The sequence below is a fragment of the Streptomyces sp. NRRL S-1813 genome, assembly GCF_000719605.1.
Taxonomy (GTDB): domain Bacteria; phylum Actinomycetota; class Actinomycetes; order Streptomycetales; family Streptomycetaceae; genus Streptomyces; species Streptomyces decoyicus.
In genome coordinates this window covers 50,073-70,562 of sequence record NZ_JOHB01000035.1, presented here as the reverse complement: position 1 = coordinate 70,562, position 20,490 = coordinate 50,073, and the positions used below count along the sequence as shown (strand labels likewise).

Below are 20,490 nucleotides of genomic sequence, written 5' to 3'. Positions count from 1 at the left end.
TCTCGTCCTGGGCGGCCTGCTTCCACCCGGTGCGCAGGTACTCCAGGACCTCGTCATCCAGCCCGGACAGGGCTCTGGCCGCAGCCTCCTGATGCCAGGGACCACGGATCTTCAGGGCCTTGAGGGCCAGGACGCGGCCCTTCGCGGCGATGGCCTTGGTGTCGGCGTCGGGCTTGTCGGCCTCGGCGGCCAGTTCGGCCGCCGTGGTGTCCAGGTGAGGTCTTCCGCCTCGGCCTCACGGGCGATGGTGAAGACCTTCTTGGCGGTCGCTGCCGCCGACTCAGCCGCATCTGCCGCCCTCTTGGCCGCGGCCGCGTGCTTCTTGGCCTGTTCAGCCGCCTTGGCTGACTCACCGGCATGCTTGGCGGCCTCCTCCGCGGCCGTCGCGGCATTGTCGGCATGCGTGGCGGCGGAATCCGCGGCCTCGCGTGCTTCGTCGGCGGCGTTGGCCGACTTGCGTGCCAGAGCTTCGGCCGCGTTGGCCGCCCGGTCGGCCTCGTTGGCGTGGCGACGGGTCTCCGCTGCGGCCGCCCTGGCCTCACCGGAGTGGACGCCCGCGGCCTCGGCGTAGTTGTTGGCCTCATCGGCCGCGTCGGCCGCGGCGTTGGCATTGCTGCTGGCGCTGCGGGACGCCTTGGCGGCGGCGCCCGCGGCGAGTGAGGCTGCGCCGGCCTGCTTTGCCGCCTGCGCGGATGTCCTGGCGAGGGTGGCCGCTGCCCGGGCCTTCTTCGCCATGTCCCTGGCTTCGCCCGCCCGGCCCGCATCGGATGCGGCCGCGATCGAGGCGTTGTAGGCGTCGTTGGCCGCGTCGGCGGCATTGGCGGCTGCCGCGGCCGTTTGTGCGGCGGCGAGGGCGGCGATGCGGGCCGAGCGGTTGGCGGCGTTGGCCGCGCTGATGGCCGTCTGCGACGCGGCGGCGGCAGCTCGGGCCGCGTCGGCGGCCTGCTTGGCCTTGACCGCCGCCCGCTGGGAGTCGTTCTTGGCGGCGTTGGTCTCCCGCGCCGCCTTCAGCGCGGCTTCCTTGGCGAGATCCGACGCCTCGATCGCACGCGTGGAGGCTTCCTGGGCCTTCTCCGTCGCGTCCTTGGCCCGCTTCCCGGCCAGGGTGGCCTGCTCGGTCAGCTGGGCGATGGTGGCATGTTCCTGGTCGCGGTTGCGCGCGACGAACTGCCCCACCTCAAGGAATTCGGCGATGTCGTCGGGCGTGCCCTTGAGTGCGACCTTGCCGGCTGCCTTGACCGCCGGGCCGCCTGAGTTGACGAGCTGCGAGACCTCGACCTCGTTGTCCGTCTCGCGCGCCGTGTACTGCCCCTCCGCGAGGAACTTCGCTCGGTCTTCGGGGGTGCCCTTCAAGGCTGCCTTGCCGGCGTCCTTGACGCCGTTGCCCCCGAAGTTGATGACCCGGGAGACCTCGACCTCCTGGTCCTCCTCCAGCGGGGCCTTCCAGCCATCCTTCAAAAACGTCCGCAACGGAGCGGGGTTCTGCGAAGTGCTGTTCTTCAAGGCCGTCTTCGCGGCCTCGCGCACGGCCGGACCACCGGCGTTGAAGATCCGGCTCGCATCGACGTAGTCATCGTCGAACTCGATCCTGTCCCTCTGGTCAAGGAACGTTGCGAGGTCCTCATCCGTACCAAGAAGTGCCTGCTCGGCCGCCTCCTTGACGCCGGTGCCGCCAACCATCCAGTAGCCGACAACCAGATCACGTATGTACGGCAGTTCGTCATTGTTGGTGTCCGCCGCGGTGGCGGGCCCTGCACCCAAGAGTCCCGCCACCAGCGAGATGGTCAGCAGCATGGACCAGGTGCCACGACGAAGCGGTCCGCTTCTGCTGGATACAGGTTCACTCCTGAGGGGCCATGCGGCTCGTATTGCGCTCGGTCCAGGTCTCATCCGGTCAGTCCTCTCTTGTCCTTCATAGCGATCGGTAGTACCCCCTGCCCTGAACGTCCGTTCAGGGCAGGGGCAGCACGCACGGACGTGCATCAAGGGGGAAGCAGAGAGATGGCCGCGCAAGCGGACATGCTCCCCAGTCGGGCAACCGGCCCGCGAACGCAGTGTGATGTGGGTTTCAGTGCGCCTAACCCGCTTGGTGTCGAGGCAGTGCGCCTGAAACTGGCCTGTGTCATGGCGGGGATCAGCAGGTCAGTAGGGAAGGGCCAAGATGCTCGACGCACGTCGAGGGCACCATCAGCTCGTCAGCAGTGCACAGATCCCCTGGTCACGGGCTCACGAGGACGCGTTCGGCGGCCAGGGGGTCACTTCACCGTCGGTCCAGGTGACCATGAGGTCGTCGCTGCGCGTGTTTCCGCCGCCGAGGCGCCCAATAGCCATGGTGCTTGCGTGGGTCCAGGTGTCGTTGGGGCCCTTCAGCCCCACCTCGTCCGTCAGCTTGGGCTTCTCGAACACACCGACTGTGGCGATCCCTTCGGGCACCTGGTGAGAGGGCTCGCCAGGGACGGCTTGCGCCGCAGTCCGGATCCTGGGCGCGCCTTCGAATCCGGCTTACGGGACTGCGCGGCATCCACTGGAACGGCGGTGCGGATGCGCTCCGGCGTCCAGTACCGCTGTACCTCCCGCGCGTTGTCCACCTGCTCCTCGCTCACACCCTGTGCAGGTTCGTGCCCGGTACCTGGCGGAACGGTGGTCGCGCTCGCGGGGGCGGGCCCAGTACTGGGTGTATCCGGTCCCTCGTCGGGGAGAGCGGCCGCCGGGACGGTGACGGCCATCGATGCGCACAGAGCCAAGCTAGTGGCGCGCATCCACGGTATGCGTCTCATGGAGCTTTCCGTTGCGGTGTTGGGGTGGGGAGGGGCGGGGGTGGCCGGACTGGGCCGGGCCGGGCCGGGCCGGCCAGGATGTGCCGTCGGTGCCGCGTGACGCGGCGGGGAGCATCCCGACCCGTCGCGTCACGCGGCGTCGGCTCATTCGACGATCTTGATTTCCGCGTGTGTCCCTGCGGCGTCCACACCCGGATAGAGACTGACCGGCCCCTTGGCCCACCGAACGATGACGTCGTTGGCTCGTTCGTTGGCGACGAACGCACCGGCGCCCATCACGGTCGCATTGGTCCAGTAGGACTTCTCCGGGCGGACATTGATCTCGCCGTGGAATCCGGCCGCATCGACGCCCGGGTAGATGGTGGCCTCGCCGTCCGACCACCGCACCAGCAGGTCCATGGTCTTCTTGCCGGTGAACTCTCCGGCGCTGATCTGGGTGGCGTGCGTCCAAGTGGTGTTCTTGTTGACGAGCACCTTCTGCGCCTTGTCCGCCACGCCGTTGGCGTTGAGGTCGGGGTGGAGGGTGACGCGGCCGTCGTCCCAGGTCACGAGGAAGTCGTCCCGCTGCTGGTTGGCCGAGTAGCGGCCGACGGTGATCTGCGTGGCGTGCGGCCAGAGGGTGTTCTTGGCCTTGGCGAGCTGCTTCTCCCCATGGAAGCCCTTGGCGTCGACGTGGGTGTACTGGGTCAGCTCACCGTCCCCCCAGCGCACCACCAGCCCGTCCGTACCGCCACCGAAGCTCGCGCCGGTGATCTGCTTGGCGTGCTGCCAGATGCTGGTCTTGCCCGCCTTCGGCGCCTCGGCCAGCTGGTACTCGGCGGAGAAGGGGTGGCGGGGGTCCTTGTCGTCGGAGCCCTGGTAGAGGGTGACTTCCGCGTCGTTCCAGCGCACGATCATGTCCATGTGCCGGGTACCGCCGGCCGAGCCGCCGGTGAAGTACCCCGAGGCGATGTGGGTGGCCTTCGCCCACGGCGCGCCGGCGAAGACCGGGCGGTAGCGCACCTGCTGCACCCAGGCGCCCAGGTCGTCCACCCGGGCATCGACGGCGCCGGTACGAGTCTCGGCCGGGTCCGTGCCCAGACAACCGCCTTGCCAGGAGGTGCTGTTGACGGCGACCACCTGGACTCGGCCACCGGTCTCCCGCAGCGCCGGGCCGCCGGTGTCGCCCGGGCACACGGCCGCGCTCTTGCCGGTGATCTCCAGCTTCCCGTCCGGCACCGCATCCACCGCGAAGGCGGCCGCGTGCAGCTTGTCGGGCACCCACTCGGTCGCGGTCCGGCCAAAACCGATGACCTTCAACTCCTCACCCTGCGCGGGAGGAGCCGTGGCGACGGTCACGGGCGTGACACCGGTGACCGGCTTGGCCAGCTGGGCCATCACCACATCGCGCCCCGCATAGGGCACCACCTGGGTGACGTCGGTGACGGTTCCTGCCGTACCGGTCAGGTCGGTCCGGCCGACGGTCGCCGTGGTCCTCCACTTGGGCGCGCCTTCGGTGACCTTCGGGCTCTTGGGGTCGTCGGCGAAACAGCCGGCGGCGGTGAGCACCCACTGCTTGTCCACCAGCGCGCCCGAGCAGCTGCGCTTGCCGTCACCGATGTCGAGTTTCACGGCGAACGTGTAGGCCCCGCCCGAGATGGCGGTGCCACCGGCGACTGCGTACGCCGGCACGCCCGTCATGAGGGAGGCTGCGCATAATCCTGATATCCACGCGGCGCGCGAATGTCTGCCCATCACTGACACTTTCTGTTCGATCGAGGAGGGGCGCAGTTCCGGGCACGCTCAACAGCGTGCCCTGCCCACTGTTGTCCGGAGGTGTTCCGCGCGACGGCGTCAGCTGGTGACGCGGAGTTCCACAAGGACCGAGCGCTTCTCGGAGCTGCCGGCCTCGCCCAACGGCTTGTAGTCGTTCTTGGGCGCGTTGATGACAGTTTCCTTCCCGTCAGCGGTGATCTTGGCCTGCACCGGATGCCCCACGGTCCACATACCGAAGGCGTCGACCAGTTCCATCGTCAGGTAGCCCTTGGTGCCACGGACCGCGAAGCAGAATTCCCCGGCACCGGTACGGGACTTGACCATGATGTCGTAGGTGGAGTCGCAGCCGGCCAGCACGATGTGGCCGTCACCCCGCTTCAGGGCGATCTTCTGATCCTGCAAGATCCGCGCGGCGTTCGGGTAGCCGAAGTCCTCGACTGCGGAGGGCATTTCGGTGGCGGCCGCGGGGGGCGGGTCGTCCTGCGGGGCGGCCTGCGCGAGGGTGAGGCCGGCCATCACGGCCGACAGTGACAGTGCGCCAACAAAGCTGGTTAACAGTGCCTTTCGGGCATGACGTATCACCACGGCGTCCTTCTGCTCAAAGGGGAGGATGTCAGGATGTGTCGTTGGAGTGAAGAAGTAAAGCATATGTAAGGCATATGTGAACGTGTCTATGTCACGTTCGCGCCGATGATTGCCAACTCCCGCCTATACGAGGCACCGGAGCTGCCGCCTGACGAGACGGGAAAGCAGGCCGATGTGGCTGCCGCGCCGGCCTCGCAGCCTCGAGGCGAGACGGCGAGCCTCCCCAAGACGCACAGACACGCGGGGGGCAAGAGATCCGGGCCATGCGCGGACCAGCACTCAGAGCGTAGGAGCCATCACCACGGTTCAGGCAGGTCGATGCCGACGGGGAGTGTGAACCGCCGGCAGACGAAGAACCTGCTGGTCGCTCCACACATACGGCCAGCCAGACCGCTTGGCACCACGACATTTCCCGCAACCTGCCACGCCTGCGCAGCCAGAAGACCGTTTGACCAAGCGACGCCAGGAACCTGACGACCAATCAGGACGACCGTCGAATGAGCGTCGAGGTTTCGCCAGTAACGCCCACATCGCACCATGCACATCGGCAAAATCGCAGATCACAGCTCCCGTGCTTTCGCCCGCTGCCTACGGGCGACCGGCCGCTCGCTGTACGACATCGGAGACTCGGGGGGGGCACCACCGACATACCACCATCGTTAAACGCCGGGTCTTCCGGATGATGACCATGCCGACGATTGAGCCTGTCAGCCTCCGTGACCTCCACCCGGAAAGCACCGCCGCCCTTGTCCACCGTCAGCAGTCCACGGTCACGAAGTGCATACACCGAGCGCCAACCTCCCGGCGCCCAGACTCCCAGGTTCATCACCGGCCACGAGCCGTTCGATAAGCGCGCTGCCGTTCGTTCAGGGCGGACCACCGAGGCACGAGCCCCAGCCCGCACCGTGCCCCTTCACCTTGCATAGAGCCGAAAGAGTGGCCGTGGGTCGTGGGAGTTTCCTGGGACCTCCGGCTGCGCCAGCGGGCACGAGCCTGAAACAGCTGAAAGACCATCTGCGCAGGTCAGCGCGGCACAGTCGCCCAGCGTGGCAGGTCACGGCGCCCCCTGGTCCCTTCCGGGATATCTGAGGGCTCCTACGGAGGAAAACCGCCGCACTCCCTCCTGACTCGCGAAGACGCGGTCAGGAGAGGGTGCGGCGGCGGCCGTGGGGCTTCTTCGGGGGCTAGCCCGTTGAGCGGCCGAAGAATTCCAGCTCGGCGATGGCTACTTGTTTGGTGTCTGTGGTGCCGTAGGCGGAGTGCAGCACCAGGCGTACGGTCAGGGCGTTGCGTACGCGGACATCGACTTTCTGCGGACCGCCGTCGTTGAGCCGGTAGCGCAAGAGGTGCCGCTTGCCCGCGGAGTCGGTCACGAGCAGGTCGAACTCGTGCGGGCGGGCCGGGTCGGCGGCCTGTGGGGTGCGTGCGGAGGCACCGGGCGTGATCACCATGTTCAGGAGGTCGGTGGGCTGGCCGAAGCCGGCCTCCAGGTACTGGCCGTCGGAGGCGCCCGAATAGCCCGTCCCCCACCAGGTGTTGGAGTAGCCGTCGAAGGCGAGCTTCGGGCCCTGCTCGGGTCCGGAGTGCGAGGCCTTCCAGGTGGCGGCGGGCACCTGGACGCGCTTGGCGAAGTGGTCCTGGACGGCTCGTGCGGCCGGCGGCCCCCCGATGATGCCCCCGACCACGACAGCGGCGATCACGGCCGCCACCACGGCACGGGCGATCCACCGGGTGCGGTCGCGGTGCAGCCGCGGGCGCTGTCCGGCGTACGGCCCTTCGGCCTCCGTGCGGGCGGTGTCGGTGAGGGGGGTGGCACAGCTGTAGCAGAAGTGGCGGCGTGGCGCGTTGGGTGTGGCGCAGGTCGGGCAGGGTGTGCCGTCCTCGGGCTCGGGGGCGGTCTGCGGGGTGCGGACCCGGGGCCGGGCCGGATCGGGCCGGCCGGGAAGGACGCTGCCGGGTGCCTCCGGGGGCGCCGTGGGCGAGGCATCCGGCACGGGGACCAGGAGGGCGCGGATGCCGGTTTCGGAGATGTTCCGCTCGCCGGACGGGGGGCGCGTCGGGGCGGCCTGACCGTGTGGGGGGTGGACCGGGCTTTGTGCGCTCTGTGCGTTCTGAGGGCTCTGTGAGCTCTGTCGGCTCGCTGGGCTCTGTGGGTGCTCCGGGCTGTTTGGGGTGGGCCGGGGCGCTGTCCCGTCGGCGGCGGCGGAGGCGGTTGTCGGGAGCGGGGTGGTCGGGTCCTCGCCGTTGTCCTGGTGCGGGACGGCGGCCGCGTCGGTGGGGCCCGCGGCAGAAGGGGCAGGAGGGGCAGGGGGGGCAGGGGGGCTCGTTCGAGGCGGGGCGGTTTCGGGGTGTACGGCGTTGTCCCGGTTGCCGGGGCGGTGGGGAGTGCCGTGCGGTCCGCTCGCCGTGTGCGGTCCGCTCGCCGGGACCTGACCGCCGGACGCAGGGTGTGTACGCGCCGTGTCGGGCGCCGACGTGGGCGGCGGCGGCGCGGGCTGTGGCACCGACGACGAGGGCGCGGGCGGCGAGGAGGTCGATGCCGCAGGCCGGTCCCAGCGCAGGAAAGCGCCGCAGGAGTCGCAGAACGACTGGCCCGTCTGGGGAGCCGGGGCGCCGCAGTCCGGGCAGGTGGTGATGTCGGTGGCCATGGGTCAGGTTCCTTCGGAGGTGGCTTGAGGCGTGGCTTCGGGGGCGGGTCCGGGGGCGGGTCCGGGGTGGATGTCAGGGGCGCGTGGTGTGGTCACCTCGACCGTGAAGGGGAGGTGCGCGGGGCGGGCCGCCGCTACGACGGCGTGCAGACGGTGCGGGTCGGTGGCGGCGGGGTCGTGGACCCGCAGGGTCACCCGTAGGCCGGGGTGTGGGAAGCCGGGGAACGGGCCGAGGGGGCGCGCGGACCAGGTCGCGCCACCGCTCTCGGTGATCTCCGGGCGGGTGCCGAAGGCCAGATGGACCGCCTCGGACAGGCCGAGCCGGGTGCCGCGGACGCGGTGCAGCGAGACGGCCGTGGCCACCGCGCGGCGGCGGGTGGACAGCGCTTCCGTACCGTCGAGTTCGGTGCCGACCCAGGTCGTCAGCCAGTCGACGAAATCCTCCGGCGCGAGAGCGGGCGTGAAGTAGCTCTCCAGGCAGTCCAGTACGTGGAAGAGCGGGGCGAGGACGACATCGAGGCCCTCGACGAAGCGCTGGGCGAAGTCGTCGTCGGCGTAGACGGCGGGGAGCGCCGCGCCCAGGGGGTGCGGGGACAGCATCCCCGTGGGTGTGCCCCTCATCGTGCCTCGATCACACGGACGCGGTGGTCGAACGGGAACAGCACGGCGGACGGCGCGAGTTCGATGCGGTCGGTGGCGTCGCCGCGGCGGCCGGTGAGCGGGTCGGCGGGGTGCAGCAGGACCTCGTCGACCAGTTCCACGCCGGGGACACGCTGGAGGGCGGCGAAGATCTCACCGGAGCGCAGCGGGCGGCCGAACGGCCAGCCCTCCCCGTGCGCGCCGCCGGTCAGCGGGTCGAGGTAGGCGTACAGCGCGTCCAGAGCCTCGGCCCGTACGCGCTCCGCCCGCGCAGCCCGGAAGGAGTGCAGCGTCGCGACGACCGTGACGCCCTGGTAGAAGGGCGGGCCCACCGCGAGACGGGTGCCCAGGGGGCGGCGCTCGTCCAGGAACCCCGTGATCCGGCCGAGGAGTTCCTTGCCGGGCACCAGCTGCTCGAAGCGGAGGCGGCCGCCGGGGTCGGAGACAGCCTGGGGGACGACCAGGACGCGGACGGCGTTCTCACCGGTCCGGCCCGCCGCCCCGCCCTGGCCCGTTCCGCCGGCGCCGGCGGACGCGCCCGGGGCGGGCTCCGCCGGATCGACCGCGAGGCAGGCGATACGGGCCGCCTCGGGGGCCGCGCGCCGCGCCAGCTCCTCGTAGTCGCGGGCGGTCACGGCCCGTTCCTGGGCACGCAGCGCGATCGGCGCCCGCACCTTGGCCTCCTGCACGGTCTCGCCGTCGACCCCGCCGCGCGCCGCCTCCCTGTTCTCCACCCGCGCCACATACGGGATGGAGCTGCGCAGCACCTGGATCGCGCCGCGCGCCACGTTTCCGGACCGCCCGCCGCCGGTGCGGTAGTGCGCGGCCCGTATGGCCGCACCCTTGGGCGGTACGGCCCCGAACTGGCTCACCTCGCCGTTCGGCTGGCGCACCGAGGGGCCGAAGGCGATTTCGCCGGTGGCCGCGTTGAGGGTGAGGTGCCGGTCGTACGGGCCCGAGGCGGCGAAGTCGGGGACGACCTGCCACTCCTGCCAGCCGTCCCCGTCGGAGATCTCCAGCCTCAGGGGCGGACGGTCCGCGACGACGGGTGCGTGCGCCAGGCGCAGCCGCTGGCCGGGCACGCCCGTGGACTCGCCGAGCGGCTCGTCCCGCACCACGTCGGCGTGCGCGACCCTGGTCGTGCCCCCGATGGTGAACGCGGACGCGGACCGTACCGTCGGCGAAGCGCTGTAGAAGGGCTGGCCGGGTGCGGCCTCGACGACCCGGCAGCGCAGCCAGGCGGAGTCGATCCGGCCGACGCGCGAGACGAGGTGCCCGGCGGGGACGTGCAGCACGACCTCACCGGGCCGGTTGAGGCCGCCGGTGGAGTCCTCCGCCACCTCGCACTCCGTCCACCCGTCGGCGGTCCATGCCTCCCAGCACAGCGGCGGCTGACGCGGGTCGACGCCGACCCCGTCCACCCGGCTGTCCAGCCGCAGTACGGCGGCGCATCGCGGCACCGCCGCCGACAGCCCGAACAGCAGGGTGTCCCCCGGCTGCGGGGCGGCCGCGAAGACGGCCACATCGCGGCCGCCGAGGACGTCCTGACCGCAGTCCTCGGGCGTGGTCCCGGCCTCCTGCCGCAGCACGGCGGCCAGTTCGCAGGGCATGACGGTCAGATCGTCCTCGGTGGCGAAGGACACCGCCTCCTCGGTCTCGGTACGGCCGGTGGCCACCTCCGTCCCGGCCGGCAGCACCACGGCTTCGGGCTGCGGGGCGGAGAGCCAGAAGGTGACGTCGGCGCGGGCCGCGGAGGGCGGGAAGAGGGTGACACCGAGCAGGTCGAGGAAGGCCAGATGGTTCTTCTCCGGCACCCGGTTGAGGCGGTAGACGATCTGGTCGGCCATGTGCGCGACGGCCTCGATGAGGGTCACGCCCGGGTCCGAGACATTGTGGTCGGTCCACTCGGGGCAGCGCTGCTGGATATAGCGCTTGGCGTCGTCGACGAACTGCTGGAAGCGGCGGTCGTCGAGGTGGGGTGCGGGCAGGGCCATCAGGCTTCGCTTTCGGTGGACGGCGATTCCGTGGACGGGATCACGTAGAAGGGGAAGACGAGGCTGCGCGGGTTGTTGGTGCCGCGCACGCTGTAGCGCACATCGATGAACAGCACGGACGGCTCGTCCGGCGCCGGGCTCACCTCGACGTCCTGGACCTCGATGCGCGGCTCCCAGCGGTCGAGCGAGGACCGCACCTCGTAGCGGATACGGCCGGCCGTCGCCTCGTTGACCGGCGCGAAGACCATGTCGTGGACAGCGCAACCGAATTCGGGCCGCATCGGCCGTTCTCCGGGCGCGGTGGCCAGCACCAGCCGGATCGACTCCTCGATCTCCCGCTCGCGGCGGGCCAGTGCGATGCCGCCGCCCGGGTCGGTACGCAGCGGGAAGGTCCAGCCCGCGCCGACGAACTGTTCACTCATGTCCGGTGCCCCCCCTTGAGATGCATGTCCCTCACCTTCCTCAGGCCCCTAGAAGGGAATGCCGTTGCGCAGGACGGCCGGTGCGTTCAGCGTGACCGTGGCCGGCGAGTTGATGGCTGCCGCGGCGCCCGCGTTGACGGCCACCGCGCCGACCGCGGAGACGGAGACCGCGCCGACCGAGTTGACGGCCACCGCGCCGGCCGACTTGAGGCTGATGGCGCCGGTCGCGTTGATGTCCGCCACGGCACCCGCCGCGACGCCGAACTTCGCGCCCGCCTTGATGTCGACCGCCCCGCCGGCACTCATCGTCAGCGAGCCGCCCGCGGTCAGCGAGAGGTTGCCGCCCGCCTTGATGCTCACATTCCGGGTCCCGGTGATGGAGACGGAACCGTCGCTGCGGATGGTGACCTGGGTGCGCGTCTCGTCCATGTGGACGGTGAGCTTGCCGTTGCCGGTCTGTAGCCGGATGCCGCTCTTCATCCGGGACTTGGCGTCGACGAGTTCGACGGTGTGACCGCTGCGCGAGGCGAGGGAGCGCCAGTTGACCCGGCCGCTGGTCGGGTCGACAGCGGGCAGGCCGTCCGTCTGCGGGGTCGGCTTGTCGATACCGTTGTAGAGCCCGGCGAGTACGTACGGATGCTCCAGGGAGCCCCGGTCGAAGGCGCACAGCACCTCGTCGCCGACCTCCGGCAGGATCAGTCCGCCGCCCCGTACGCCGCCCAGCTGCGCCACCCGGCACCAGTCGCTCTCGTAGGTGTCCGACAGCCAGGGGAAGCGCAGCCTGACCCGGCCCAGCTTCAGCGGGTCCTTCGCATTGCTGACCAGCGCCATGGCCACGCCCGGCATGGGCGGCGCCGTGTCCGCGCCGCCGGACGCCAGCCCGTACAGCGACCGGAACTGCCGTCCCGAGACGGTCAGCCAGGTGGTGAACTGCCGTCCGGAATCGAAGACATGGCGTACGCCGGTCGCGGTGTACTTCCCTTCGAAGGGGAAGCCGGCGCCCTTGAGCGCGACCGGCCGGCCCGGTGTCAGCTGCGGATTCCCGGTGACCGCCACCTCCAGCTCCGCGAAGGAGCCCGCCACGTCGTCGGCGAGCGCGCGGGCGGCATGGGTGACCTGGGCCTGGGTGGTGAACGGGGTGTCGGTGGCGGTCAGTTCGGAGGCACCGAAGGGCTTGCTGAGGGCTCCGGGCGCGATATCGGCGACGATGTCCTTGCTCGACGTGGCCGGGGACTCGGCGGACAGGGCGCGCTTGGCGCGCATGTTCCAGCCGCGCGCGCCCGCCTTGGCGACCTGCCCGGCGGCGGTGACCGCGATCCTGCTGTGCAGCGCGTTGTGGCCGAACTCCAGGACGTACGGGCTCTGCGCGGCCGGTGTGGTGTCCGCGGGCGCGGAGGAGGCGGGGTCGAGCTTGCCGAACCGCAGCTTGCCCTGCGGGTCGAAGGAGAGATGGACGTCGTTCTCCTGGGCCAGGCGCAGCAGGAAGTCCCAGTCGGTGATGTTGGGCTGAGTGGCCAGCTCGTAGACGGTGCGGGTGGCCTCCACCTTGCCGAGGGAGAGCTTGTTGCGGCCGGCGAGGCGGCGCACGATGTCGCTCGCGGTCATGTTGGGGTAGCCCGCGACCCGGCGGTTGCGCAGCAGCCGGTGCCCCGGGTCGTAGCCCCGGACGACCAGGGACTTGCCGCTCGCGTCCGCGTCCACTTCGAGAGCGGTGATCTCGCCGGTCAGCATGGGGGTGCCGCGCTGCCCGTCGGTGAAGGGCGACAGCACCGCCTTCGCGCCGATCTTCATCTTCGGGAAGGTCTGGAGGATGTCGGAGCCGCGGTCGGCGAAGGTGAGCTGGAAGGCGGAGGGGACGTTGACGCTGGCGTCGACCCAGCCTTCGGTGAGGAGGGCGGCGATCTTGTCGGGCAGCACCGTGCCGCCGATCTCGACGTGCAGGACGCTGGTGTAGGTCTTCTCGCTCATCGGTGGGCCTCGGGGATCGTGGGGTGACCGGAGGGGCTGGGCGCGGGAGGGCCATCGGGCACCCCGTCGGGCGGGCCTTCGTCGGCGGCGGGCAGCAGCAGCTCGGTGCCCGGCCGCAGCCGCATCGGATCGTCGATCTCGTTCGCCTCCGCGATGAGCCGCCAGCGGGTCGCGTCCCCGTACTCCCGCCAGGCCAGCGAGGCGAGCGAGTCGCCCGCGACCGTGCGGTGGATTCGGCGGGCGGAGAGCGCGCCGGAGGTGGGGTTCTGCCCCTTGGTGGGCATGGCCACCTCGGTGAGGGACAGGGCGCAGGTGGCGCGGATCGGCTCCCCGGTGGGGTTGAACAGGGTGTAGGTGGCGCTGACGCTCGTCACATACGCGACGAACTGAACGGTGTTGAACGCCCCCCAGGAGAAGCGGACCCAAGGCGGCGAAGGACGCTTGGAGTTGACGCTCTGGGGTGTCACCTCGCAGCAGGAGAGCAGGAGTTCCACCTGCTTCTGCACCTTCCCGGCGTTCGGGGTGCCGGAGGCGTCCAGGAACACCTCCAGCTGGAGCGTGGCGGGCCGGGTGCCGGTGAACTTCGGCGGTGCGCCGCGCGTGTAGGCGACCGCGGCCTGGGTGTGCCACTCCGCCTCCCGGCCGAGCTGCAACTGGGTCGGGTTGAACTGGAACTCCACCTCACCGATGCGTCCGCCGATGGAGCCGCCGAGGTCGGTGGGGGGCTGATGGATCGCGAGCGCGGCCCGTACGAGACTCGCGCCCGCCTTCCCGCCGGTCGGCGCAGCCACCTCAGGCACCTCCCGCGTCGGTGAATCCGTGGTGTGCGATCTCCAGCGTCTCGGTCGCCACACCCGGGCTGGCCGGGTCCAGACTCGGCCCCTGCCATCGCACGGGCAGCACCTCGACCAGCCCCCACTGCGCAACGATCGAACCGTCCGCGCGCAGGGCGGCGATCTGGGCGGTGGGCCTGCGGATACCGGTGGCGATGGAGGAGATCCAGGCCGCCACGCGGGAGGTGTCGGGGGTGAGGGGGCGGGTGAGACGGATCGTGGAGTACGTCACGCGGGTGGGCAACTGCCAGACGAATCCGTTGTTGCCGCCCTCCTGCCGCTGCTCCACCTCCACCTCGGAGGCCAGCCCGTCACAGCCGTTGAACAGGCCGAGGTCCTGCCCGTCGATGGACAGCTTGAAGAAGACGGTGGATCCGGGGTCCTTGGGCGCGGGCATGGGGTGGCTTTCTTGGGTGGGAGGGTGGAGTGGGCTGGCAGGGGCGGAGTGGGCTGGCAGAGGGTGGGCTGGGGTCGGGTGGGCTCGGGTGGCTGTTCCGTGGCGGCGGCGGTCGGCCCGCCTGCTCAGCGGCCTCGGTCCCGCAGTCGGCCGATCCGTTCCCGGTCGCTGCGCAACTCCGCCCGCAGCAACCGCGACAGCGGCGCCACGAGGCGCCGGGCGAGCTCGTCGAGCTCGGCGGGGGTGGATGGTGCGGGTGGGGCTGGGGCCGGACTTGGGGCTGGGGCTCGGGCTGGGGCTCGGGTGGGGGTTGAGGGAGGTGTGGTGGAGGCGGGGGGCCGGTGTGGGGTGGAAGGTGCGCGCTGGACGGGGGCGGGGATGGGTACGGAGGTGCTTGCCGGGGCATTCGCCGTGGTGACTGCGGGGAAGCTTGGCGAAGCGCTCGCCATGGTGCCTCTGGAGACGCTCGCAGCAGCGTTCGCCGTGGTGCTCGTGGGCGAGCGCGGGGCGGTTTTCACCGAGGGGCCTGGAAGGAATCCCGGCGAGGTGTTCGCCGACGTGCCTGTGGGGGCGCTTGTCGTGGGGTGGGCGGTGCGTTGCACGGGTCGGGGCGTACGGGTGGTCGTGACTGGGGGCAGCGAGGTGGGCACGGCCAAGGGCGCGACCGGCGGCGCCGGTGGCGTGGATGGCGTGGGGGTGCGCCGTTGTACGGCGGGGGCCGAGACAGGCACCGGGGCCAGGGCCGTGGCGGGGGTCCTGGTCGGAGTCGAGGCGGACGCCGGAGCAGAGACAGGCGCAAGAGCCGAGGCAGGTGCAAGAGCCGAGGCAGGTGCAAGAGCCGAGGCAGACACAGGGACAGGCAGCACGACCGGGGCCGAGGCAGGGGCCGGAGCCGAGGGCCATGAGGCAGTAGAGGCAGCGGAGGCCCTCTGAACCGTTTGCATATGAGTGAGTTGCCCGGGAGCCAGTGGCTGCCGCGTCGGATCCCCTGGTCGTACAGGCGCGCTGGAGTTCCGCGCACGTAGTGGCACAGCGGACGTGGCTCGACGAGCTCCGACCGCCGGCCCCGGCGTTCCGCCGTGTCCGACGTCTTTGCTGCTCCCGTGGGCGGGCCCCCGGACGGCCAGCGCCCGAGCCGTCGCGAGAGGGGCACGCCGCACACCTGGCAACCGCCCCGGTTCGGGCCGGTCGGCCTCAACCGGCTTGCGCAGCAACGGCTGTGGGCCGGACGCGGCAGACGCAGCACTGCTCCTTTTCGTCGCCCCACTCGTCGGTACGGGAGTCCGGGACGTTTCGATGCCGGCCGGCACCTGCGGCGAAGGCACGTCCGGTGTCACGTGTGCGGATGGTGCCGTCACGTGTGCGGGTGGTGGTGCGGTACGTGTGGTGACGCGTTGTACGGCGGCCCGGACGGGGGTGTCCGATGCCGGCCCCTCAGGTGCGGGGCCGGCATCGGAGCGAGCGGACGGAAGGGCGGCGTCGCGCGGCTGCCTGAGCGGCGAAGCGCTCGCGCGCTGGACGGGCGCGGGCCCCGCCCCGGAGACAGTCGGGCCCACTTCGGATGCAGGCGACGGGAGCACCGCGTCACCCGGCGACGTGGCCGGCGGTGCGCTCGCACGCGGGACGGCCGACGGCCCCACCTCGGCGACAGCGGGAGTGAGCACCGCGTCAGGCAGCGGCGTGGTCGACGGTGCGCTTGCACGCTGGACAGGCTTCCGCCTCGCCTCGGAGGCAGCAGACGGGAGCGGGGGCACCACATCACCCGGCGGCGTGGCCGACGACACACGCGCGCGCTGGACGGGTGTCGGCGCTGGCGCTCCTTGCGGCGGCTCATTGGGTACGAACGGTGCGCCGATCAGAGGGCGCCGGCGACCGGTAGGCGCTGTGGGCGGGGTGTTCCCTTCGGCACTGCGCATCCGACCCGGGGGCACATCGGCGCTCGCCGACCGTTGCACCACCGGATGGCCTTCCGCCGACGCGGCGCGCATCGGACCACCGGCGGAGTGAGCACTCGGGGCGGGGGATGCGGGAGATGTGGGGGCAGGGACGTTCCCCTGGGGCGTCGCCCGCGTCCGTGCCTCGCTCAGCATGGCGGCTTCCGGATCGCCGGACACGGGCCTGCCCGGCTCGACGGGCTTGCCGGACGACGACAGCGGAGCCCCAAGCCCCAGTGTCGGCTTGCGTGTTGGCGCTGAGCGCTGCACGGAGCGGCCCGTCGGAGGCTGCTCGGCCCCGGCCTCGTGCGCGCCCGGCCCGGCGGCGGGCACGGACGTGGACGCGGACGTGGAAACGGGCTGGGACGGGGCGGCCGTCGTGGGCGCGGGCGCGGCCGTAGGCACAGATGCTGACGCAGGCCCGGAAGCGGCCGCGGGCCCGTACACCGACGCAGGCCCGGAAGCGGCCGCGGGCCCGGACACCGACGCAGGCGCAGGCGCAGGCCGGGATGCGGCCACAGGCGCGGACGCCGACACCGGCCTGGACGCTGCCACAGGCTCGAATGCCGACGGAGGCACAGACGCAGAGGTAGAGGTAGAGGTAGAGGTAGAGGTAGAGGTAGATGCCGACGCAGACTCGGCCACCGGCACGGGCGCAGACGTCGGCGCCTGCGCCTGCGTGCCCCCACCGCCTGGCTTGCTCGGCGACGCGGTTGCCGGATCGGGGTCACGGCGAGGGCCACTCGCGTCGGGGACAGCCGCAGGAGCAACTCCCGATTCGGGGGTAGCCCGCCGTACCCGGCGCACGGCCGCCCGTCGCTGTACCGGCCGCTGGGGGGTGTCAGGGCGCACGGCGACGGGGGCCGGTGTCGCCGTCACCCTCCCTGATAGCGCGGCGGGTGTCCCGGGTCCCGGAGGGGGGACCGGGCCCGGGACAGCTGTGGGCCGAGCATCGGCCAGGGGCGCCGGTTCTGCGGCAACCGGCGTCACCTCCGCGGCGACCGGCGCCGGGGACACCTGCCCCGCCGCGGCGACCTGGGCCCCGCCCGCCGCCGTCACTCGACGCACCGGCGGGCCGGCCACCGGTGGCGCCGACATCAGCGCAGGGCGGAGCGGCTCCCGCGACCTTGCCTCCGACACGGACGGCACAGACAAAGCCGATGCACCAGACGAGCCAGTCGATGCAGTCGAGCCAGTCGAGCCAGTTGAACCAGACGAGGCAGACGAGGCAGACGAGGCAGACGAGGCACGCTGCACGTTGGCAGGCCGTACCGGAACCGGACCGGCCGACGGCCCCCCACCGGCCCTGGGGAACGCACCGCCCCCGCCGGCCCCGCCGAACGCTCCGGCCCCGGCCACGACCTCGGCCCCGTCCTCCTCACCGCTCCGCCCCACGACCGGCAGTCGCAGAACCGGCAGGTCGAGGCGAGCAGGGGTCCCCGCGCCGGTTGCCGGAAGCGGGGTGAGGACTCCGCGAAGCATCCCGCCGGGTGCCGAGGCACGTACGTCATGCCCCAGTTCCCCTCCGAAGGACGGATCGCGGTGCGCGCTCAGCGACGCGGCGAAGCCGGCCTCCGAGACGGTGCGGGGCGCCCCCAGGACCCTCTGGACGGGAGGCACGGCGGTCCAGCCACCACCCCCGCCACTCCCCTGGCTTCCGCCACTCCCCGCCGCAGCGTCCACCGCCGTCCCGCCCGCAGGCTCGTGCGTACGCTCCGCACCCCGCGCGCCCCGCGGCCCCCGTAGCCACCTGAACAAGGCCATCCCCCGTCACTGCTTCCCTTCGGCCCGCTCGACCAGGGCCGCGCTCTGCGATACGTACGCGCGCCGGTCGGCGTGTTCGAGGTCGAGAATGTCGTCCAGCCCCCAGTGGAAGTGGTAGGCGAGATAGGCGACTTCCTCCTCGATCCGATCAGCCGCGTACGTCACGATTCCCCCAGGCGGCTCCCGGCCAGCTCCACCTCGAAGGACTCCTCGCAGTGCGGGCAGGCCACGGCGGCGCGGGTGTGTCCCTCGGCGTTGATCTGCCGGTAGAAGTCCTGAAGAAAGGCCAGGTCGGAAGCGAACATGTTTTCCACCGTGCCGTCGTGCACGGACCCGAGGGTGCCGAGCCGGGTGATGACCCGGCCGAGCAGCACGACCGACAGGTATGCCGGGTTCTCGCGTACGCGCACATCCCGCAGTGGAATCAACTCGTCGCGTGCCGTCGCCAAACGCATCGCGCCATTGCGATGGACCGTTCCGGACTCGTCCACGAATCCGCGCGGCAGCTCGAACTCGAACTCCGTCCGCAGCGGTTCTCGAACGGCCGCCTGAGACGCACTCGCCGTATCAGACATGCTCGCCGCACCCGCCGCATTCGCCATGTTCGCCGTGGGAGCCGCCTGTGTCCCCGGACCTGCGCGCCGCATTATTCGATGACCAGCTCTTCGAAGACGATGGTGACCTGCTCGGTCAGCGCGGCCGCGTCGCCCGCCTTGACCCCGCTGGTCTCCACCTTGCTGCACCAGGCATTACGCATGTTGTAGCGCTTCACCGGGTTGTTCTGGTAGTCCATCATCATGATGGTGGCGTTCTTACGGGCCGAACCCATATCGCCCGCAATGGACTTGTTGATCCATTCACTGAACGCGCCACTCTGCGTCATACCACGGGTCACCGTGCACTCGCCGGCCTTCTTCGTGCCGGGCATCTTCTTCACGACGGGCTTTCCGTCCGCCGAGACCTGCTGGTATTCGATGACGTCCTGCTCCATGGTCAGACCGCTGACCTCTTGCAGATATTCGACCATCACCCCGTCGATCTGCAGGCCGAAATTGTGTGAGGTGAGGGCATCACCGGGCTGAAGAGACACGCGAGTTCACTCCTGTTGCGGTAAGAGAATGTCAGTGCGGGAGAGGGGAGGGAGAGGAGAGGGAAAGGAGCCCGACTGCGGAGGCCGACGGGCCGCCCCCTCTCCTACTCCTCCAGCTCCCCGCCACCCCCGGAGAACTGCGCCAACCGGAAGACCACGAACTCGGCGGGCTTGACCGGTGCGATGCCGATCTCGCATACGACCCTGCCCAGGTCGACGGACTCGACGGGGTTGGTCTCCGCGTCGCATTTCACATAGAACGCGTCGTCGGGACGCTGTCCGAACAATGCTCCCGATCGCCACTCATTGACCAGGAACGCCGAGATGTTGCGCCGGATACGGGCCCACAGCGCCTCGTCGTTCGGCTCGAACACCACCCACTGCGTCCCGATGAGGATCGACTCCTCCAGGTAGTTGAAGTAGCGTCGGACATTCAAGTACCGCCACGCCGGATCGGAAGCCAGGGTCCGCGCGCCCCACACCCGGATTCCGCGTCCGGGGAATGCCCGAATGCAGTTCACGCCGACCGGGTTGAGCAGGTCCTGCTCACCGCGGGTGATCTGCAATTCCAGATCGATCGCCCCACGGACGACTTCATTGGCCGGCGCCTTGTGGACACCCCGCTCGGAGTCGTTGCGGGCCCAGATGCCGGCCATGTGGCCGGACGGCGGCACGATGCGCGACTGGCCGGAGGTCGGGTCGAAGACCTTGATCCACGGGTAGTAGAGGGCGGCGTACCGGGAGTCGTAGCCGGCGACCTCCTGGCGCCACTTACGGATGTCACGGGCATTCAGCGAGGGCGGCGGGTCGAGGACGGCCATCCGGTCGCCCATCAGCTCGCAGTGCGCGACGAGCCCCAGCTGGACGGCCTTGACCTGCTCCTCGTCGATGAAGCCCTGCTGGTAGGCGGCCATCAGGTCGGGTACGGCGACCATGTTGACCTCGTCGAGCGCCTCCAGGCCGCCAAATCCGGTGCGGTCGGCGGAGTCACCGATGAACTGGCCGGAGTCCAGCCGCTCGACGGTGCCCTGCGTGGCGGGGGCGGCGGGTGCCGGGGCGGGCGGGGCCAGCGTGACGCTCTGGGCCTCCGGCTTCGCCAACTGCCCTGCCGAAACCGCCTCTTCGAGAACAACCGTCTTGGACCGCTGCTTCACCTGTGCGACGACATAGTTCCGGGCGCTCTTCTTCGCGCTGACGTCGAAGCTCTCGACGACCTTGTCGCCGTCCTTGACGACCAGCTTGAACCGGTCGGCGCCGCCCTCGCCCTCGGCGTCCTGCACTTCGACGGTGAGCGCGCCGCCGGCGGTGGAACCGGCCGCGATCGCCGCGACCTTGAAGGTGCCCAGCGCCACCGGCTCCCCGGCGGTCAGCGCCCTGGGCGTCGCTTCCGTGGCGGCGGAAGACTGCGGGCCGTCCGTGGCGCCGCCGACGCGCACGACGTACGCCGCCGACCCGCCGTTGTTGAAGAATCCGTACACGGAATGCGCCAGGTAATACCCGTCCGTGAACTCGCCGAAGGTCGCCACATACTGGGACCAGTTCGTCACCAGTGTCGGCTCGTTCAGCGGACCGGAGGGCGCCAGACCGACAAATGCCGCAACGGAAGTTCCCACCCCCTCGATGGGACGGGATCCGCTGGCGACCTCCTCGACATATACGCCGGGGGACAGGTAATTCGGCATGG

Annotated in this window: 17 protein-coding genes; 1 reads left to right on the top strand and 16 read right to left on the bottom strand. The window is 70.9% G+C overall.

Features of this window, described 5'->3' with window-relative positions:
- The 6 genes from IF67_RS42315 to IF67_RS45375 form a co-directional block, all read right to left on the bottom strand.
- Positions 1–109: ALF repeat-containing protein (locus tag IF67_RS42315; protein ID WP_234341492.1), on the bottom strand; the 109-nt coding region annotated here is incomplete at its 3' end.
- Between the two features lie 2 nt (positions 110–111).
- Complete coding sequence (locus tag IF67_RS39715) at positions 112–1,794, bottom strand: ALF repeat-containing protein (RefSeq protein ID WP_051818859.1); 1,683 nt, start codon at positions 1,792–1,794, stop codon at positions 112–114.
- 432 nt (positions 1,795–2,226) lie between these two features.
- Complete coding sequence (locus tag IF67_RS0132870; RefSeq protein ID WP_030991925.1) at positions 2,227–2,406, bottom strand: hypothetical protein; 180 nt, start codon at positions 2,404–2,406, stop codon at positions 2,227–2,229.
- A 515-nt stretch (positions 2,407–2,921) separates the two neighbouring features.
- Positions 2,922–4,457: a S1 family peptidase gene (locus tag IF67_RS0132860; protein WP_234341491.1), complete on the bottom strand. Its 1,536-nt coding sequence runs from the start codon at positions 4,455–4,457 to the stop codon at positions 2,922–2,924.
- A gap of 153 nt (positions 4,458–4,610) precedes the next feature.
- The gene (locus IF67_RS0132855; protein ID WP_234341483.1) at positions 4,611–5,048 is read right to left on the bottom strand and encodes a hypothetical protein; all 438 of its coding nucleotides are present in this window, start codon (positions 5,046–5,048) and stop codon (positions 4,611–4,613) included.
- A 1,253-nt stretch (positions 5,049–6,301) separates the two neighbouring features.
- Positions 6,302–7,111 carry an NADase-type glycan-binding domain-containing protein gene (locus IF67_RS45375; RefSeq protein ID WP_051818857.1) on the bottom strand — a complete coding sequence of 270 codons (810 nt, stop codon included), beginning with the start codon at positions 7,109–7,111 and terminating at the stop codon, positions 6,302–6,304.
- Between the two features lie 466 nt (positions 7,112–7,577).
- Between IF67_RS45375 and IF67_RS45850 the strand changes: the two genes are divergently transcribed.
- Positions 7,578–7,793, top strand: a complete 216-nt coding sequence (locus IF67_RS45850) for a hypothetical protein (protein ID WP_051818855.1) — start codon at positions 7,578–7,580, stop codon at positions 7,791–7,793.
- Here the strand turns inward: IF67_RS45850 and IF67_RS0132845 are convergent.
- The 10 genes from IF67_RS0132845 to IF67_RS0132790 all read right to left on the bottom strand — a co-directional run bounded on the left by IF67_RS0132845 (position 7,769) and on the right by IF67_RS0132790 (position 20,488).
- Positions 7,769–8,386 carry a phage tail protein gene (locus IF67_RS0132845; protein ID WP_078889773.1) on the bottom strand — a complete coding sequence of 206 codons (618 nt, stop codon included), beginning with the start codon at positions 8,384–8,386 and terminating at the stop codon, positions 7,769–7,771. The genes IF67_RS45850 and IF67_RS0132845 overlap by 25 nt on opposite strands.
- On the bottom strand, positions 8,383–10,398 hold the full coding sequence (locus IF67_RS0132840) for a putative baseplate assembly protein (RefSeq protein ID WP_030991916.1): 2,016 nt from the start codon (positions 10,396–10,398) through the stop codon (positions 8,383–8,385). The genes IF67_RS0132845 and IF67_RS0132840 overlap by 4 nt, the downstream gene beginning before the upstream one ends.
- Positions 10,398–10,820, bottom strand: a complete 423-nt coding sequence (locus IF67_RS0132835) for a GPW/gp25 family protein (RefSeq protein WP_030076992.1) — start codon at positions 10,818–10,820, stop codon at positions 10,398–10,400. Before IF67_RS0132835 ends, IF67_RS0132840 begins: the two co-directional genes overlap by 1 nt.
- A 48-nt stretch (positions 10,821–10,868) precedes the next feature.
- A complete protein-coding gene (locus IF67_RS0132830; RefSeq protein WP_030991915.1) occupies positions 10,869–12,788 on the bottom strand; it encodes a VgrG-related protein in 1,920 nt (639 codons plus the stop codon).
- Positions 12,785–13,579: a LysM peptidoglycan-binding domain-containing protein gene (locus tag IF67_RS0132825; protein ID WP_234341481.1), complete on the bottom strand. Its 795-nt coding sequence runs from the start codon at positions 13,577–13,579 to the stop codon at positions 12,785–12,787. Before IF67_RS0132825 ends, IF67_RS0132830 begins: the two co-directional genes overlap by 4 nt.
- Before the next feature lies 1 nt (position 13,580).
- Positions 13,581–14,018, bottom strand: a complete 438-nt coding sequence (locus IF67_RS0132820) for a phage tail protein (RefSeq protein WP_030991913.1) — start codon at positions 14,016–14,018, stop codon at positions 13,581–13,583.
- Positions 14,019–17,722: 3,704 nt separating this feature from the next.
- Entirely contained in the window at positions 17,723–17,881 is a 159-nt protein-coding gene (locus tag IF67_RS44455) for a DUF6760 family protein (RefSeq protein ID WP_199812817.1), read from the bottom strand.
- On the bottom strand, positions 17,878–18,291 hold the full coding sequence (locus IF67_RS0132800) for a hypothetical protein (RefSeq protein WP_107050340.1): 414 nt from the start codon (positions 18,289–18,291) through the stop codon (positions 17,878–17,880). The genes IF67_RS44455 and IF67_RS0132800 overlap by 4 nt, the downstream gene beginning before the upstream one ends.
- Positions 18,292–18,362: 71 nt before the next feature.
- Positions 18,363–18,806, bottom strand: coding sequence for a phage tail protein (locus IF67_RS0132795; protein WP_018087540.1), 444 nt, complete (start codon positions 18,804–18,806; stop codon positions 18,363–18,365).
- A gap of 104 nt (positions 18,807–18,910) precedes the next feature.
- Positions 18,911–20,488, bottom strand: a complete 1,578-nt coding sequence (locus IF67_RS0132790) for a phage tail sheath subtilisin-like domain-containing protein (protein ID WP_030991907.1) — start codon at positions 20,486–20,488, stop codon at positions 18,911–18,913.
- Positions 20,489–20,490 lie beyond the last annotated feature (2 nt).